The sequence below is a fragment of the Geomonas azotofigens genome (assembly GCF_018919395.1).
Classification (GTDB): domain Bacteria; phylum Desulfobacterota; class Desulfuromonadia; order Geobacterales; family Geobacteraceae; genus Geomonas; species Geomonas azotofigens.
The window spans coordinates 986,372-1,003,644 of record NZ_JAHLME010000001.1 but is presented as its reverse complement, the minus strand read 5'-3'; the positions used below and the strand labels follow the sequence as shown (position 1 = coordinate 1,003,644).

Annotated in this window: 14 protein-coding genes; 7 read left to right on the top strand and 7 right to left on the bottom strand. The window is 62.5% G+C overall.

Features of this window, described 5'->3' with window-relative positions; translation table 11 throughout:
- Nucleotides 1-26: 26 nt before the first annotated feature.
- Nucleotides 27-335 carry a TRL-like family protein gene (locus KOL99_RS04305; protein ID WP_216509236.1) on the bottom strand — a complete coding sequence of 103 codons (309 nt, stop codon included), beginning with the start codon at nt 333-335 and terminating at the stop codon, nt 27-29.
- A gap of 279 nt (nt 336-614) precedes the next feature.
- Between KOL99_RS04305 and KOL99_RS04300 the strand changes: the two genes are divergently transcribed.
- Entirely contained in the window at nt 615-920 is a 306-nt protein-coding gene (locus tag KOL99_RS04300) for a type II toxin-antitoxin system MqsR family toxin (RefSeq protein WP_216509235.1), read from the top strand.
- A 9-nt stretch (nt 921-929) separates the two neighbouring features.
- Entirely contained in the window at nt 930-1,409 is a 480-nt protein-coding gene (locus KOL99_RS04295; RefSeq protein WP_216509234.1) for a type II TA system antitoxin MqsA family protein, read from the top strand.
- Between the two features lies 1 nt (nt 1,410).
- On the opposite strand, the gene KOL99_RS04290 is transcribed toward KOL99_RS04295, so the two are convergent.
- Nucleotides 1,411-2,898 (bottom strand): sigma 54-interacting transcriptional regulator, encoded by a 1,488-nt coding sequence (locus tag KOL99_RS04290; protein ID WP_216509233.1) that lies wholly within the window; start codon nt 2,896-2,898, stop codon nt 1,411-1,413.
- Between the two features lie 171 nt (nt 2,899-3,069).
- Between KOL99_RS04290 and KOL99_RS04285 the strand changes: the two genes are divergently transcribed.
- From KOL99_RS04285 to KOL99_RS04275, 3 genes are all read left to right on the top strand, one after another.
- Nucleotides 3,070-4,062, top strand: coding sequence for an amidohydrolase family protein (locus KOL99_RS04285; RefSeq protein WP_216509232.1), 993 nt, complete (start codon nt 3,070-3,072; stop codon nt 4,060-4,062).
- Nucleotides 4,063-4,080: 18 nt separating this feature from the next.
- The gene (locus KOL99_RS04280) at nt 4,081-7,461 is read left to right on the top strand and encodes an acyl-[ACP]--phospholipid O-acyltransferase (protein WP_216509231.1); all 3,381 of its coding nucleotides are present in this window, start codon (nt 4,081-4,083) and stop codon (nt 7,459-7,461) included.
- Between the two features lie 85 nt (nt 7,462-7,546).
- Nucleotides 7,547-9,109, top strand: a complete 1,563-nt coding sequence (locus KOL99_RS04275; RefSeq protein WP_216509230.1) for a YiiX/YebB-like N1pC/P60 family cysteine hydrolase — start codon at nt 7,547-7,549, stop codon at nt 9,107-9,109.
- A 185-nt stretch (nt 9,110-9,294) separates the two neighbouring features.
- Here the strand turns inward: KOL99_RS04275 and KOL99_RS04270 are convergent, their stop codons facing one another.
- Together KOL99_RS04270 and KOL99_RS04265 are read right to left on the bottom strand one after the other, a co-directional pair.
- Nucleotides 9,295-10,119, bottom strand: a complete 825-nt coding sequence (locus KOL99_RS04270; protein ID WP_216509229.1) for a nitroreductase family protein — start codon at nt 10,117-10,119, stop codon at nt 9,295-9,297.
- Nucleotides 10,120-10,131: 12 nt separating this feature from the next.
- The gene (locus KOL99_RS04265) at nt 10,132-10,764 is read right to left on the bottom strand and encodes a flavodoxin family protein (protein WP_216509228.1); all 633 of its coding nucleotides are present in this window, start codon (nt 10,762-10,764) and stop codon (nt 10,132-10,134) included.
- Between the two features lie 173 nt (nt 10,765-10,937).
- On the opposite strand from KOL99_RS04265, the gene KOL99_RS04260 reads away from it, so the two are divergent.
- Entirely contained in the window at nt 10,938-11,300 is a 363-nt protein-coding gene (locus KOL99_RS04260; RefSeq protein WP_216509227.1) for a winged helix-turn-helix transcriptional regulator, read from the top strand.
- 135 nt (nt 11,301-11,435) lie between these two features.
- On the opposite strand, the gene KOL99_RS04255 is transcribed toward KOL99_RS04260, so the two are convergent.
- Nucleotides 11,436-12,347: a hypothetical protein gene (locus KOL99_RS04255; RefSeq protein WP_216509226.1), complete on the bottom strand. Its 912-nt coding sequence runs from the start codon at nt 12,345-12,347 to the stop codon at nt 11,436-11,438.
- A gap of 317 nt (nt 12,348-12,664) precedes the next feature.
- Nucleotides 12,665-14,680, bottom strand: coding sequence for a hypothetical protein (locus KOL99_RS04250; RefSeq protein ID WP_216509225.1), 2,016 nt, complete (start codon nt 14,678-14,680; stop codon nt 12,665-12,667).
- A gap of 328 nt (nt 14,681-15,008) precedes the next feature.
- Here KOL99_RS04250 and KOL99_RS04245 point away from each other — a divergent pair, with 328 nt between their 5' ends.
- Nucleotides 15,009-15,968, top strand: coding sequence for a TolB family protein (locus tag KOL99_RS04245; protein WP_216509224.1), 960 nt, complete (start codon nt 15,009-15,011; stop codon nt 15,966-15,968).
- A gap of 58 nt (nt 15,969-16,026) precedes the next feature.
- Here the strand turns inward: KOL99_RS04245 and KOL99_RS04240 are convergent, their stop codons facing one another.
- Entirely contained in the window at nt 16,027-17,256 is a 1,230-nt protein-coding gene (locus KOL99_RS04240) for a Tll0287-like domain-containing protein (RefSeq protein ID WP_216509223.1), read from the bottom strand.
- Nucleotides 17,257-17,273 lie beyond the last annotated feature (17 nt).

Here is a 17,273-nt window from a genome sequence, read left to right as displayed (position 1 = left end):
CTTCATTTTTCTGATCTCTATCCTGCTTATTCGCCGTAGACGTGCAGCTTGTACTCGCCGAAAAGGCCCAGGATGTTCTTCCCTTCCCAGTCGACGGTGGAAACCTTGCTGATCCCGCCGTTTTTCTTGGCGGTTTCGATGCTGCAGTCGCCGGTGGCGACGAGCCCGAGCACGCTCTTGCACTCAGCCACGCCGTGCTTTTTCTCGCTGCCGTTCGCGGTCGCCGCGACCGGAAGCTTCAATTCGGTGTAGAGGGCGCCCATCGGAAAGGGCGAGGCACAACCGGACATGATCCCAAAACCAGCCAACAGACCTGCATAAAGAATCTTCTTCACTGCTTCCTCCTCATAACAAAATTTTCCATCTCACGTTCCTGAAGCCACCGCCGCGCCGGCTTGCGCCGACGCACAGCAATGATCTCAAGAACTTAACTGGAGCGACCATAGCACGCGGCTCAAATATATTCAAGTTTTTGAACGTGTTTTTTCGATTTGCCTGCGGTAGAGGACCCGGCCAAGTACTGGACAGTGCGGCGGTGCGCACAGCGCAAAGGAGGTGCTAAGATCCCGTTTTTATCAATTTGACTAATTTATAGAAGCTGTATAACATCTGGCATGGAGAAGCGCACGCCACATTACCCGCTGTCACTCATTCAGGCCACAGTGGCCGATCCGCAGAGCCGCCCTTTCACGGTAACCGCTTTGCGCGGGGGCTTGGCTCTCGGGCTGACAGAAAAGGAGATGCGGCAAGTCGTGTGCGCGTTGAAAAGGTGCGATTTCTATAAATCCATGACCACCCTTGCCGACCCCAGGCAATGGCAGGATGTGTATCATGGTGTAACCGCCTCAGGGGTTGTCGTATATGTCAAGGTAACGTGGCATCAGGGACACCCGCCCGTGATCCAGTTCAAGAAGAAATGAGAGGTGGATATGAAGTGCCCAGCGTGCGGCAACGAGATGGTGACGGAAGTCCGTGAAGAAACCCTCAGCTACAGAGGAGAATCAATGACCTTGAGCGGAATGCAGGGCCAGTTCTGCACCGCCTGCGGCGAGGGGGTCTGGGATGACCAAAGCTACCGACGCTATACAGACGCGCAGGAGACGATGCTGCGCACGGTCAAAGAGGAGGTCAGCTCCTATATCAGGCGCATCAGGAAGGAGTTAAAGCTGACCCAGTCCGAGTTGGCGGAAGCGTTCGGCGTGGGTAAAGTGGCCTTTTCCCGTTACGAGCGTGGCGAGACCCGCCCCCCCGCTCCGGTGGTGAAACTGCTGAAACTTATCGAAAAGCACCCCGAGTTGCTCAAGGAAATGCAGGAGGTGCCGTTGCAGGGCCGCTTCGCTCGGGATCTCCTCCCTCGCCCGAACGCCGGAAAACAGTCCCCGTCCCGTGACCCCGAAAGGCCTGCCTAGCCTAACTATTCACCCTCCCCATCTGCACATACTTCTTCACCGTGCGCCGGTCGAGCTGGGTGCGGCGGGCGACCTCTTCGTAGGTGCCGTGGCTGTCGTAGAGCAGGCCGCAGTAGGCGGCTAAGACTTCCTCGGCGTTGAGCGTCCCCTCCCTGAGGCCGGACACCAGCCGCTCGACCGCATCTCCCTTCCCCTTTTCCCGCTGCACGCCCTGGTAGCGACCGGTGAGGATGATCCTCTTCACGGCCTGTTCCAGCTCCCTCACGTTGCCGGGCCACTCGTAATCCCGCCCCAAGTCACGTTTCAACACCTTTTGCACCAGTTGCCGCTCGCGCGCGGAAACCGGCTGCCCGGCGATGCGGCACAGGATAGCATCCAGCAGGTGCTCCAGCTCTTCGGGCTCCTCCTTGAGGCGCTCGCGCAGCGGCGGGATGGTGACCACGTCGGAGCAAAGACGGTAGTAGAGGTCGTCGCGGAACTTGCCGTTGATGAGCATCTCGTCCAGAGGCCGGTTGGTCGCCGCCACGATGCGGCCACTGAAGCGCTTGGGCTCGTGGCTCCCGACCGGGAAGAAGACCCGCTCCTGCAGCACCTGCAAGAGCTTGATCTGCACCGGGATGCTGACGTCGCCGATCTCGTCCAGGAAGATGACCCCGTGCGGGGCGCAGCGGCTGAAAAGCCCCTCGTGGTTTTCGACGGCGCCGGTGAAGGAGCCTTTTTTGTGCCCGAAAAGCTCCGACTCAAGCACGCCTTCGGAATACTGGGACAGGTTGATGGCCACGAAGTTGCGGGTGAAACTCTCGGTGAAGCCGTTGCGGGCGGGATCGTAGGGGATGAAGCCGGAGCGCCCGATGGCCGCCGCCGCTGCCCCCTTGCCGGTCCCGGTCTCCCCGAGAAGCAGGATGGAAAAGTCCTCCATGCGGTTCCACAGCCCCGCCTCGAACCAGCGGACGTCGTGGGTGAAGACGCAGTCCCAGAGGTGGCGGCGCAGCGCCTTCATGGAGGGGGAACTCCCCACCAGCCCGTTCCTGATGAAGTAGAAGGCGCGGCGCAGCTGGTAAAATACCGCGAAGGTCCGCTCCGCCTCCTCCGCTGTAAGGCCGAAACCCGAGAGTTCCTCCAGCGCCTGCCGGGCGAAGACGACACGGCAGGGCTTGTCGCCCTCGTGCAACTGCGCCTGGATGAGCCGGTCGAAGTGGTCGACGTAGCGATGGAAGACGTGGAACAGGCAGAACCTGCGCAGCACCTCGCGCCGGTTGCCTCCCTGCCCCCGCAGATCCGCCAGGCCCCGTCGGCTCAGGCTCTCCACCTGCGTCGCGACCCGGGTCAGCACGGAATCGAGGATCTCTTCCGACGACGAACCGCGCGGCGCCCCTCCGATGGCGAAATCGAGATCGTCCCTCGTCTCGCCAAAGGGATTGGCAAAAGCGGCGCGCGCCACTGTCTCCAGGAAGGCCCATTCTTGATCTGTCACTTTAGTGGTAGTCATACATTTTATGTAGTTCTTATGTGCATAAAATGTCAAGTTTAGATTCCTGTCAAATCAAGCACCGCCCCGACGATCAGCACAGAATCAAGATGTTACATATTCACTTTCAGCTGATCGACCATTGGCATAGTATCTGTAAACGTAAAGGTATCCGACTCAGAGGAGACCGACATGGACGCGACCACAGCAAAAGGGATCATCGACATTCACTGTCACACCGCCGGCATCGGCGCGGGAGACAGCGGCTGCTTCATCTCACCAGCGATGCGCAGGAGTTGGAGATACAGGGTGTTCCTGAAAGCCTTCTGCGTGACGGAAAAGGAGCTGCACACCGAAGGGGACGCCCTGGTAATGCGGCGCACGTCGCAGATCCTGGCGGCTTCCGAGCGGGTGGCCGCTGCGGTCATCCTGGCCATGGATGGCGCGGTGGACGACAAGGGGGAACTGGACCGGACGCAGACCGAGATGTTCATCCCCAACGAGTTCGTCGCGGCGGAGACGGCCAAGTACCCGAACCTCCTCTTCGGCGCCAGCATCAATCCCCTGCGCCGCGACGCCCTGGAGCGCCTTGATCGCGCGGCGGCCGACGGCGCGGTGCTGGTCAAGTGGCTCCCATCCATTCAGCACTTTGACCCTGCCGACCGCCGCCTGGCACCGTTCTACCAGAAACTGCGGGAGCTCGGGTTGCCGCTGCTCACCCACACCGGCTCGGAAAAGTCCTTCACCATGGCCCGCAACGAACTGGCCGACCCGGAGCGCCTGCGGCTGGCGCTCAGCCTCGGCGTGAACGTGATCGCGGCCCACGCGGCAAGTAACGGCCGCAACCAGGGGGAGAGCAACCACCGCCGCTTCCTCAGGCTCTGCGGCGAGTACCAAAACCTGTACGCGGACATCTCGGCGCTGACCCAGTTGAACCGGCTGACGCACCTTCAGCGCCTGCTCAAGCACCCGGAGCTCTTCGGCAGGCTCCTCTACGGCACCGACATGCCCATCCCCAACACGGCCGCGGTCACGCCCTTGGGCTTCCCGAACCGGCTCACGCCGCGGCGCATGCTACAGATCGCCGGCATCCCCAACCCGTGGGACCAGGACGTCGCCCTCAAGGAGGCGCTCGGCGTCCCGGAGCAGATCTTCTTCAACGCCAACTCCATCATCAGGCTTTAGGCCGTCAGGAGCACCGCAATGAGCACCGACACTACTTCATCCAAATCATTCGCCTGGCTGAACGCCACCCAGTTTCTAGGGGCGCTGAACGACAACATCCTGAAGCTTTTGATCATCTTCTTCCTGATCGGCAGCCACGGGCGCGCCCATGCCGGCGCCGTCACCGCCACGGTGGGCGCCGCCTTCGTGCTCCCCTTCCTGCTCTTCTCGGCTCCGGCGGGGTGCCTTGCCGACCGTTTACCCAAGGCAAAGCTGATCGCTAACGTGAAGCTGGTCGAAGTCGTTGTGACGCTTCTGGCCATCGCCGCCTTCGCCCTGCGCCTGGAGCAGGCGCTCTACCTGGTCATCTTCCTGATGGCCACCCACAGCGCCTTCTTCGCTCCCGCCAAGTACAGCATCCTTCCCGAACTGGTGGCCAAGGAAGAGCTGTCCCGGGTCAACGGGGCGATGGAATCCTGCACCTTCATGGCCATCATCGTCGGAACCGGCCTCGCCTCCGGGCTGGCCCAGCTCGCCGACGGACGCTTCTGGCTGGCCGCCCTTTTCTGCCTCGCCATCGCCGCCGCCGGCCTCTGCTCCGCGCGCCTCATCGGCACAAGCGGGCGCTGCGACGCTAATCGGCCGGTGGCGCTACTCCCCACCGAGATCCTGCGCACCATCAGGGGTATCAGCCGCGACTGGCACCTCATGCTGGCCATCATCGGGCTCGCCTGGTTCATGTTCATCGGGGCGTTCGCGCAGTTGAACCTGATCGGCTACGGCATGGAGCGGTTGGGGCTCTCCGAAGCCCACAGCGGCTACCTGTTCCTGGCCGCGGCACTCGGCATCGGCCTGGGCTCGCTCCTTGCCGCCAGGCTTTCCGGCCGCGACGTCGAGTTCGGCATCGTCCCGCTGGGTGCCGCCGGACTCACCGTGTCGCCGTGGCTGCTGCACGCACTGCCGGCGAGCCTACCCGTCAGCCTCGCCGTGATCGTCTGCTTCGGGATCTCCGCCGGGGTGTTCAGCCTGCCGCTGCAGACCTTCATCCAGCTGCGCGCCGACGCTTCCATGCGCGGCGAGGTGCTCGCTGCCTCAAGCTTCATCAACTGGATCGGCGTCCTGTTCGCCTCGGGGCTCACCTGGCTCTTCAGCGGCCCGATGGGACTCTCCGCCGCCCAGGGGTTCAGCATCATCGGCGCGCTCACCCTGGTACTCACCATCCTCTCCTTCCGGATCCTGCCGGACTTCCTGCTCCGCTTCATCGCACTGGTCACCATGCGCATCTTCTACCGCCTGCGCATCATCGGCCGGGACAACCTGCCGGTCGAGGGGCCGGCACTCTTGATCCCGAACCACGTGACCTGGGCGGACGCGCTGCTCCTTACCGCTACCTGCCAGCGCCGTATCCGCTTCGTCATGGAGCGCAGCATCTACAACACCCCGATCCTGCGCGGCCTGTTCCGGCTCATGGGGGTGATCCCGGTGTCTTCGGCCGACGGCAAACGGGAGATGCTCGAATTCATCAAAAGCGCCCGCGCGGCTCTCGACGAGGGGTACATGGTCTGCATCTTCGCCGAAGGGGCGCTGACCAGAAACGGCATGCTGGGCGAGTTCCGCGGCGGCTTCGAGCGCATCGTAAGGGGGACCGACTATCCCATCATCCCGGTCTACATCGGCGGCGCCTGGGGGAGCATCCTCTCCTACGCCCACGGGAAGCTCCTCTCGCGGCTCCCGGCGTTCTCACCGTACCCGGTGACCATCCTGTTCGGCACGCCGATGCCCGCCGCCAGCCTCGCCGCCGAGGTGCGCCAGAAGGTGGCCGAGCTCTCCTGCGACTACTTCGCCTCGCGTAAGGAACAGCGCAGGCCGCTACCGGAGTACTTCATCCGCACCGCGCGCCAGCACTGGCAACGCCGCGCCGTGGCCGACACCTCGGGAAAGGATCTAAACTACGGCCGCGCGCTGGTTGGCGCTGTTGCGCTCGCGGGCAAGCTGGAAAGGCTGATCGGAAGCGAGGCACATGTCGGCCTCCTGCTTCCCGCCTCCACCGGCGGGGTGCTGGCCAACCTGGCGCTCTCGATGCTGGGGCGGGTCACCGTCAACCTCAACTTCACCGCATCGGAGGCCTCGCTTCGTTCCGCGATCGATCAATGCGGCATCCGCACCGTGATCACCTCGCGCGCCTTCCTGGAAAAGGTCCCCACCCTGCCGCGCCTTGAGGGGATGATCTGCCTCGAGGACGTCGCCCCGACCATCTCGGGGCTGGACAAGGTGGCCGCCCTTTTCAAGGCGCGGCTCTACCCTGCATCCCTTTTGCTCCGAGGCAACGGCTTCCACGCCGACAAGAGCGCCACGGTCATCTTCTCTTCCGGAAGCACCGGCGAGCCGAAGGGGGTGATGCTGAGCCACCACAACATCATGTCCAACATCGAGGCGCTGCGCATGGTGTTCCGCGTCGACCTGAACGACAACATCTGCTCCGCCCTCCCCTTCTTCCACTCCCTGGGTTTCACCGCCACGCTCTGGTTCCCTCTCACCAGCGGTTTCTCAGCGGCGTACCACCCGAACCCGCTCGACGGCGAGAAGATCGCGCAGGTGGTACGGGAACACAAGTCCACCCTGCTCCTGGCCACGCCGACCTTCCTCCTCTCCTACCTGCGCCGCGCGAAGCGCGAGGACTTTGCCTCGCTGCGCCTGGTGATAACCGGCGCCGAGAAACTGAAGAGCAAGCTGGCCGACACCTTCGAGGAGAAGTTCGGGGTGCGCCCGATGGAAGGTTACGGCGCCACGGAACTCTCCCCGGTGATCTCGCTGAACCTTCCGGACGTGGAGATCGACGGCGTGCGGCAGCAGGGCGCCAAGGAAGGGAGCGTGGGTCACCCGATCCCCGGCGTTGCCATCCGGGTTGTCGATCCGGAGAGCGGTGCCCTCCTGAACCCGGGGGAACCGGGGATGATCGAGGTGAAAGGCCCGAACGTGATGGTGGGGTACCTGGGGAAAGAGGAACAGACTGCGGCGGTGGTGCGAGACGGCTGGTACGCGACCGGCGACCTCGGCGTCATGGACGACGACGGTTTCATCAGGATCACCGACCGCATCTCGCGTTTCAGCAAGATCGGCGGCGAGATGGTGCCGCACGGCGCGGTCGAAGACGAACTGCACGGCCGGCTCGGGCAGACCGGGGTCCTGGCGGTGACCGCGGTGCCGGACGAGAAAAAGGGGGAACGGCTGGTGGTGATCTACACCCGCGGCGCCACCGACGCGGCCACCCTGGCCCGGCTCCTCTCCGAGAGCGAGCTCCCCAACCTCTGGAAACCCGCGCGCGACGGCTTCATCGAGGTGGAAAGCCTTCCCATCCTCGGCACTGGAAAGCTGGACCTGAAGGGACTGAAGGATCTGGCGCTCGCGGCGACAAATTAGTTGTCAGGTCATAAAACTGCCGGTATCTTTTGGCCCATTGTCACAAGACAAAGGCTCCCTTTTCCAGGGTTACTGGAGGAATTCAATGAAACTGCGGCTCTGTATCCTGATCTCGTTCCTTTTCTCCCTTTCCTGTGCGATCCCGGCCCTGGCCGCCGATACGCTCAAGGATCTGGCCCTAAAGGGCCTTTGTAGCGAGGGCGAGTCCAATAAGCCCTGCACCGGGCACTTCCTGGCCATGCACGGCTGCGGCAAGGCGTCGGTCGAGCAGGGGCTGACGAAGGAGCTCACCGAATTCCGCACCCTGGCGGAAGAGGCGCTTTCGCTGCGGGCGGAAACCATCAAGACCGGCGTGCGCATCAAGCAGGCGATGGACCAGGGCAAGCCGCTCACCGGCGACGATCTGGCACTGATAAACCAAGGGATCATCCAGCATATGGCGCTGCGCGAGAAACTCCTCGCCCTGGCCCAAGCGCACGAGTGCTGGCTCGACGCCGGCGACAAGGAGTTGGCGAGATTGGGCGTCACCCCGGAGAGCCGCTTGAAAGGGATCATGCTCTCGCTCTCCTCCGCACTGGTCCTCTACGACAACTACCTGCTCGCGGTGTCGCTGTTCGAGGGGGACAGCAAGCTGCGCCGCATCCTCAACGAACGCGACCCCGGCTACGCGGTCAGGAGCGCCGAACTGGCCAAGGTCACCATGAGCTACGATTCCATCTCCAACCGCCAGAGGGTACGCCGGGCCATCAAGTTCTACGAGAAGCAGATGCGTAAGTCCCCCTTCTCGTCCGACACGCTCGCCATGGACTACGTCTCCACGCTGATCAGGCAGAGCCCCTCCTACGACATGGTGAAGAAGTGGTCGCCGTTTTACGTGGTGGGGCGCAAGCTCGGCTTCTTCGGCGCCGTCACCACCGACACCGTGCTCGGACTGGAGCGGGAAGGGACCAGCCTGTTCAGCATGATCTTCGGCAATGCGGTGGGATTAGTGGAGACCCGTAAAGGGAAGCTCTACGGCCGCGAGGAGGTGCGGGCGGAGGTGCAGAAGACGCTGCAGGCGGGTGACATCCTGCTGGAGAAGACTCCGTTCCGACTCACCGACAAACTGATCCCGGGCTATTGGGGACATGCGGCGGTGTGGGCCGGTAGCGAGGCGGAACTGAAGGAACTCGGGATTTGGGATCATCCCGTGGTGCGCCCCTACCAGGAGCAGATCAGAAGCGGTCACCAGGTAATCGAGGCGCTGCGCTCCGGCGTCGAGATGAACACCATGCAGCACTTCCTCAACATCGACAGCATCGGCATCATGCGCAAGACCGCCGTCTCCCGCGCCGATCGGGCCAACACGGTGATCCAGGCGCTGCGCCAGGTGGGCAAGCCGTACGACTTCAACTTCGACGTGGAGTCCAAGGGGCGGGTGTACTGCTCCAAGCTGGTCTACATGTGCTACAGCGGCGTGGAGTGGCCCACCAAGAAATCGCTCGGGCGGGCCACCTTCACGCCCGATGACGTCGCCATCAAGGCGGTCAAGGGGGGATCACTGCAATTGGTGACCTTCTATCACGAGGGGAGCCGGGTGGCGGGGAACCAGCTGGAAACCATGGCGAAGCTGATGGGGGTGAATACCGGGAGCCAGGCGGCGCGGTAGCTTTCGGCAGATTACCCTGTAGGGGCAAATAATCATTTGCCCAGCGCTGATGCCGACAATTCTGCCTGCGCCGGGCAAGACGCCGGGGCTGCACAGGGGGCGCATATTTATTCGCCCCTACCGTGGACGTCGCGAAATGAACGAAAAGGGGGACTGGCACCTGCGGAGCCAGTCCCCTTTTTGCGTCAAACCCGGTGGATCAGCGCGCCGCGGTGTTGCACGGTGCGGGCGTACTGAACGGCGGGCTTGCCGAAGGCCATGCAGTAGCCGAGGGTGTGGTCCTCCGGGATCCCCAGGGTCGCTTGCGCTTCCGGCACCAGGTCGGCGATGGCGATCTTGGCCAGGCCGTCCCAGACGGTGCCGACGCCGTTGGCCTGCGCGAAGAGCTCGAAGTAGCTGAGTGCGATGACGCAGTCCTGCAGCGGCGATACCGCCTTACTGGAAACCGACGCCACCAGCAGGTGCGGCGCGCCGCGGAACAGCACGTCCACCCCCTGCTCCTCCCACAGCTTCACGAAATCCGCGAAGAAGGCGAGTTGCTCGGGCAGCGCGTTATCCCGCACCAGGCGCTTGATGCCGGCCAGGAGCTCGTCGCGGAAGGCGGCCAGCTTCTCGCGGTCGTCGATGACGGTGAAACGGACCTGCCGGGTGTTGACCCCGGTCGGCGCGTGCCAGGCCACCTCGAGGAGCCGCTGCATCAGCTCCGGCTCCAGGTTCTCCGGCTTGTAGCGCCGCACCGAGCGCCGCCCCTTGATCAGCGTTTCCAGCTGAGCCGCATCGGGGCGCCAGTCACCGGTCAACGGCGTGCTCTCCCCCGGATCGAGCCCCAGGATGGAAACGGCACCGGTCGGGCAGACCGCGAAACAGTGCTGGCAACGGTAACAGCCGGCTTCCTTCTCCGCCGTGATCAGCGGGAGCCCTTCCTCCGTGTCGATGACGTGGGCCGGGCAGTCGGCAACGCAGAGCCCGCAACGGGTACATTTATCCTTGGCAACCTTGAAATCCAGCATGCTCTCTCCCGATTACCTGATGAAGTTGGTCATGACCTTGGCTTCCCGTTCCGGTTCGGGCACCACGCCTTTGCCGTTTTCCAGAAGCCTCATCAGCCAGACCATGTTCTTGCCCAGAACGCGCATGATCTGCACCCCTTCCTCGTCCTGCAGCGCCTCGCCCGGTACCCGGCCGTGGATGACGTTCCAGTAGTTGGAGGTGGGGAGCAGCATCTCCGAGTAGTTCAGGAAGTGGTTCAGTTCGTCGAAGGTGGTCACCCCGCCGGAGCGGCGCACGGCCACGACCGCCGCACCGACCTTGTGGCGCAGCAGACCGCCGTTCACGCCGGCGACGAAGAAGGCGCGGTCCAGAAAGGACTTCATGGTGCCACCCACGCCGGAGTAGTGCACCGGGGAACCGAGGATGATGGCGTCCGCCCCCTTCATCTTCTGGACCCACTCGTTCACCTCGTCCTTGATGGCGCACTGCTCATCCTGGTTCTTCACACACTGGTAACAGGCGATGCAGCCGCGAATGGCCTTGTTGCCCACGTGGACGATCTCGACCTCAACACCCTCTTTCTCAAGTTCCGCGGCCACCAGCTTGATGGCGTGGTACGTATTCCCTTCCTTGTTGGGGCTGCCGTTGAATGCTACGACTTTCATAACTGCTCCTCCCGTTTAGCCGGTATGGGTGAACCGGACTCTTTTCTTTTTTTGCCGGATGGGCTATATAGGACCATTAGTTCCCAAGCGTCAATAACGAACTTTTTCGAAACGTAGTACCTGTAACGAAACACAGTACCTTTTTGGTAACCATGACAAAAGTGGGGAAGAGTATGCAGCAGGATCAGGCAGCCGTTGAGCTTATGACACTGAGGGACAGGGAGTACAAGTGCGGTATCGACGTGACGCTGGCGCTGGTCGGCGGAAAGTGGAAGGCGTCCATCCTCTGGCACCTGGCCCAGGAGACCATGCGCTTTTCCGACCTGCAACGGCAGTTCTCCGACACCACCAGGAAGATGCTGACCCAGCAGTTGCGCGAGCTCGAGACCGACGGGCTGGTGCACCGAAAGGTCTACCCGCAGGTACCTCCCAAGGTCGAATACTCGCTGACCGACCAGGGGAGAACCATCTTCCCGATCCTCGAGCTCATGTGCGACTGGGGACGCAACTACGTCCAGGCGGCCCGCCTGCCCTGAATCCCCCTACCGTCCCTCACCCTAACCCTCTCCTCCCAAAGGGAGAGGGGATTGTGGACTCAGCCAGGTAAAATAAAGAGCCCCTCCCATATCACGGGAGGGGCTCGCTTTACCATTCACGCTGCAATCGTGGCATCAGCGGCCGCGACCTTCGTCTCGATCCGGCCCGCGTCCCCGCTCGGGACCGCCACCGCGCTCACCACCGCCACCTTTTTCCATCCGCTCCATCCTTTCCGGCCCCCGCTCCTGCATGCGCTCCTGCCGTTCCATCCGCTCCATGCGCTGCTCATGCCTGGGCTCCACGCCCTGCGGCGGACGCGGCTCGATTCGCATCGGGGCCTGGCGCTCATGCTCCGGTCCGCGGTGCATCTGTGCCGGAGGCGCCACTGCCGGTCCTCTCATTTCGGGGCGTTCCTGGCGCTGCATCGGTGCCGGCGGGCGTTGTTCCACCTCTTTGAAGTGCTTGCGCACCACTGGGTTCCGGGGTTCGTAGCGGTAGCTGTCCCGGTGCAGTCGGCGCTGCTGCTCGAAGCTTGGATAGCGGTCACCGGAGTAGCTGCGCTGGTAGGTCGGCAGCGGCGCCCTTCTCGGTGCCCGGCCGCGGTCCCAGCGGTCCCAGCCGTGACGACGCTCTTCCCAACCGCGTCCCCAGTGCTGGCCCCAGCGCGGCGGCCGGTCGGGCCCCCAGCCCCGGAAGTAGGGGGGCGGTTCCCGGTAATAGCGCACCGGGACGCGCAGGAGGTAGACCGGCACCGCATACGGGTCGACCAGCGCCCACGGCCCGTTGTACCAGGAGCTCGCATACCAGGCATCGTTCCAGAAGGCCCAGTACATGCCGTCGTAGAAGAAATAGTTGCCAGAGACGTTTGGTGCGTAGTAGACGGGATAGCCCGGAATCGGTCTCAGATCCGGGTATCCTCCCAGGTTGATACCGATGCTCACATTGGGGAGCCCGATGCCTATGCCAACGCTTACCGAGGCTGTTGCAGTCGTCGATAGACAGAACAACAACCCCAGTACAATGAAGCCGTAACGCAATGTTCGCATGTCGTCCTCCATTCTTTCAGCAGGTGTTGTAGATAGCTCATAGGGCGCATCTTTGTGTCCTGCGCCGCCTAACAGCATACCACAATCTGCTCAATGCACCCAAACAGGCCCATTGTCTGTAGGGGCGAATAATCATTCGCCCCCTTTGGCACCTCAATAGATCTCGCCATGGGCATTGGCTGGGCACCGGGGGCTGGGCGAATGATTATTCGCCCCTACAGTGGCCGGGGAGCATCCGTGAAATCCCACATCCCTCCAAAGGAAAAGCCACCCCCTGCGGGGTGGCTTTTCGTACTGCTTCTGTTACTGCGCCAGGCTTAGTGCTCTTCGGTGTGCCCACCGGTCATGCCGGCGCTGAAGGTATGGCAGTTGCTGCAGTCATACCCCTTGCCCTGGACGTGCCTGCTGTGGATGTCGTTGGCGTTGGTGAAAGTCTCCCTGCTGTGGCAGTTGTCGCACAGCGTGGTGGTCGGCTCCTTCAGCGGATAGCCGGTGCCATGGCAGGCCGCGCAGTTCTTGCGGTCGCGGTGGTTGCTGTGCAGGCTGGTGAAGCTGGTGTAGGTCTTGGCGCCGTGGCAGACGTCGCACATCTGCGCGGTGGTGCCGCGACGGGTGTATCCCAGGGTCGAGAACGGGATACGGTTGGCGCCGGTGGTGATCTGCGGATGGCAGCCGCCGTTGGAGCAGGAAACCGCGGTGGTCTTGGGACCTACCCCGTGGAAGATCCCCTCGTACTGTTCGGTCGGGACGAAGGTGTGGGCGTTGTAGGTCATCCCCTGGGCGGCCGCGCCGAGCTGGATGGCGGTGGTGATGTCACCGGTCTCGAAGGCGTACTTGTTCTTCACCGGCAGCAGCTGCTTGGTGGTGGTCTCCATCGGCTGGGAACCCTGGTGGAGCTTGAAGGGGAACAGCTTGGAGAACTTGCCGGCCGGGTCCTCGAAGGCGCCGTCGGGCTTGCTGATCACCTGCACGCCGCGGGCGTCGAGGCTCGCGGGATCCTTGAACTTGTAGAAGTGGCTGAAACCGTTGAACCAGGCGTAGGTCGGCATGACGTTGGTGGCCTTGATCATGGTCGGATCCCAGAGCGCCTTGGCGGTGTCGATCTCCATCACGGACCAGTCACGGTTCATGTCGGTCGGGATGGTCTTGGCGAAGGTCGGCACGTGGCAGACCGAGCAGTTGACCTTGTCGCTGTGGCGGTTCAGGTCGCTGTAGCTCACGTTGGTGGAGCGGTGCGGGATGCGGGAGTGGCAGTTCTCGCAGGTAAGCGGCGTGGTGCTGTCGAGGGCGCGCATGTCGGAGCCGCGGCCGGCCATCTTGTGGTTGGTGGTCCGGTGGCACTCCTGGCACGGGAAGTTCTGCCCGTCACTGCCCATGTGCACGTCGTAGGCCTTGGTGCAGCTCTTGTTGGTGGACTCGATGTCGCCGCGCTTGTAGTTGTCGCCGCCGCCGGACTTCTCGTGGCAGCGCATGCAGGCGGTGCGGTTCGGGCGGATCACGTTCTGCGCGATGGAGAGCACGTTCAAGCCATCGGCCGGAACCATTGAGAAGGTGCCGTCGGCGTTCTGAACGACCTTCCTGGAATAGCCGTTACCGTGGCACATGAGGCAGTCGATGTTCTCGAGCTGGGCCTGGCTGGAGGTGGTGGAGGGCTTGAGGCCGTTGCCGGCGTGACAGACCGCGCAGCCGCCGGGGCCGGTGGTGCCGTCGGTCTTCTGGAAGATGGTCAGCCAGTTCATGTCCGGCTGGATGCAGAAGTTGTTGATCCCCCCCATTTTGGACGCCTTGGAACCGGAGGCGGCCAGTTCGATCGCCTTCTGGTTGTCGCCGGTCCACTGGTAGTGCACGGAGCCGAACATGGCGCTCGCCTGGGCCGCGTGGCAGGCGCTGGTGATGCAGGTCGCGGGGCCGTTGTAGGCGGTCACGTAGCTTACGTGGCTCGGCACCGGGAGCTGCACCTTGAAGGTGGTGGAGCCGCTGCCGGTGTTGCCGCTGGTATCGGTGAAGCTTACCGTCGCGGTGTAGGTCCCCTTGGGCGCGGAACTGGAGAGGGTGTAGTTATAGTAGGCAAAGCCCGTGGTGGTGTCTTTGCTCATGGCGACGCCGTTCAAAAGCGTGGTGCCGCTGGGGTTCTTGATGGTGACGTTGGCGTAGCGGATGTTGCCCGTGGTGATCCTGGTGGTGCCGTTCTCTGCGTTCGCCTTGACGGTGACCACGGAGCTCTGGCCGTAGTTCAGCTTGTTGGTCGCCGTCTGCACCGACAGCGTCGCGCCGAAAGCGGTCCCGTAGAAGGATGCCAGCAGCACACCCCCTACCAATACGGTTTTCTTCATGTCTGCCTCCTTGGAATTTTTCCCTGCAGTGATGAATCGAACAGTCTTCCGTGGCCACGGTTGCTGTTTTCACAAACCTCCGGCAATAAGCAACCCTTATACCAATTCGCCCCACGGTAATAACTATCCGATTTTTCTAATGAAATTTAAAAAGAGTTGCTCAAGGGGTGCGGATCTAGGTGGGGCTCCTCACCTTATTGGGTGTTTTACACCACAGGATAGGGTGAAATGCCTATACGAACTGAAGCGTTGACATGCTGAGGAAAATTTCATACAAAGACAGGCGGCTGACCCCAGCCCGACCCCGAAAGCCCCAACGGAGGAACCAATGAAGAAGACCATCTGCCTGCTCATCGCATCCCTGCTGATCGGCTCCTGGTGTGGCGCCCAGGAGATCCCGGTCAAGCAGATCAGCTCCGGAGTGGGGACCAGGCAGTTCCCGGACATCTACGGCAGCCGCGTGGTCTGGCAGGATACCCGCGACGGCAAGGCCGACATCTACCTCTACGACATCGAGACCGGAACCGAGACGCGGATAACCCACGGGATCGTGAACCACAAGAAGCCGCGCATCTACGGCAACAGGATCTACTGGCAGGATTACCGCAACGGGACGTCGGACATCTACATGTATGACCTGGCAGAGGGAAAGGAAGCGCCGGTAGTGCTTTCGCCCGTCGCCAAGGTCGACCTGGCCGTTTCCGATCGCTACCTTGCCTGGACCGAGATGAGTGAGGGGAAGCAGACCGTCTGCCTTTACGATCTGCTCACGATGAAGGAAAAACGGATGGAAGCCGGGCAGGCGGCCCAAGGCTTTGCCGCCCTGGGAATCGATTACCTGGCCTGGAAGGATGAGCGTAACGATTCCGGTGACATCTATCTGTACGACCTGGTCAAGGGGAAGGAGTTGCGGGTGACCTCCAATCCTGAGGCGCAGTGGTCTCCCGCGGTGTACGGCAGCCTCGTGGTCTGGGAGGACAACCGCAACAAGGACGTGCTCCCCAACTACGACATCTACCTGTACGACGTCAACAGCAGGCAGGAGCGTAGGCTGACCAAGGGCGATGCCAACCAGCGCTATCCGCGCATCTGGGGCACCAAGGTCGTCTTCGTGGACAACTCCCAGGGAGAGTTGGAGAACATCCACGTCCTGGACCTGATCACCGGCAAGGACACCCCCCTCGCCGGCTGCAGCCAGGACCGGTACACCCCCGCCATCTACGGCAACTACGTGGTCTTCAGCGACTTGAACGGCATCTACCTTGCTGACATCGGCCAGTCCCGCTAAAAGAAAAGCCGGCTCTCGGGCCGGCTTTTTAAATAGCGCGCAACGGGCTGCCGGGATGTCACTCTTCATCCTCCAGGTCCCCCTTTGTATCCCCCTTGCAGTGCTCGTCGAAACAGGAGGGGCAGATACCGTGACTGAACATGGCGTCGGTATGTTCCGAGATATACTGCTCCATCTGTTGCCAGCTCTCCTCGTCGTTGCGGATCTTCTTGCAGTAGGAACAGATCGGTATCACGCCCTCCAGGATACGGACCTTCGCCAGCGCCGCCTCCAACTGCTCCACCTTGGCAGCCAGTTCCGCCTGGATCGCCTTGCGTTCAGCCACGTCCTGCTCCAGGGTCTGGTTCAGCTCCTGCAATTCCGACGTTCTCTGGCGCACCTGCCCCACCAGCCCTTCCCTTTCGGCACGCAGGTGCCTGGATAGATCGTTGAAGGTGCCGGTCAATTCCACCAGTTCCCTGGCCCGCGACAGTTGCGGGATATCCTGCCCCAGCCGGCTCTCATCGCGGAGGATCGCGTCGGTGCGGTCACGCAACAAAACTAGCGGGTTCAAAAGCATCCCGTCCATCAACAGGAACTGCAGCATCGACGCTCCCCCCAGGATGGCGAGCAGCAGGACGGACAAGTGGAACGAGAGCCGATTGGCGCTCGCATAGGCCTGCTCCAGCGGAATCCGGATCGACACCGCGGAAACCAGCTCCCCTTCGTGGCGGTTGAAGCTGCGCAGCGGGCCATACTCCCGCACCAGGTCGGCCGGAGCCCTGTCGGGGGCGCTGTGACAGCGCAGGCAGTCTTTCTCCATGCTCTCGCCGCGGCGCATCACCACGAAGAAGGGCCTGCCGCCGATCCCCCTGATCCCGGACCGCGCGTCCATCGCGGGATCCTTCTTCAGCTCTTCCAGGAAGGCGCGCTCGACCTCATCCGCCTCGTTCAGGGGACTTCTGGCGTTGATCGCGCACTCCTTGTAGTAATAATCGTTCTTGGAAAAGGCCTTGTTGTACTGCTCGATCTCGCGCACGGCGTAGGTTGACGACATCCAGACCGGGTCGAAGTACTGAGCGGAGCGATAGCGGTCCGTGAACTCGAAGAGCTTCGGCTTGAGCTGCTTGGAGAAGTAGCTATGGATGGCGAGTTTGCTGTCGAGGATGAGCCTCGCCTTCTCCTGGGCCTCGGCGAGCGCGGCGTCGCGCTGCTGGTGGTTGACCGTCAGCACGATGGCAACCGCTACCACCAGGTAGGAAACCAGGTACAACAACGCGAACGCCTTTTTCGCAGAAAAATTCCGCATGAGCCCCCTTCCTCTGG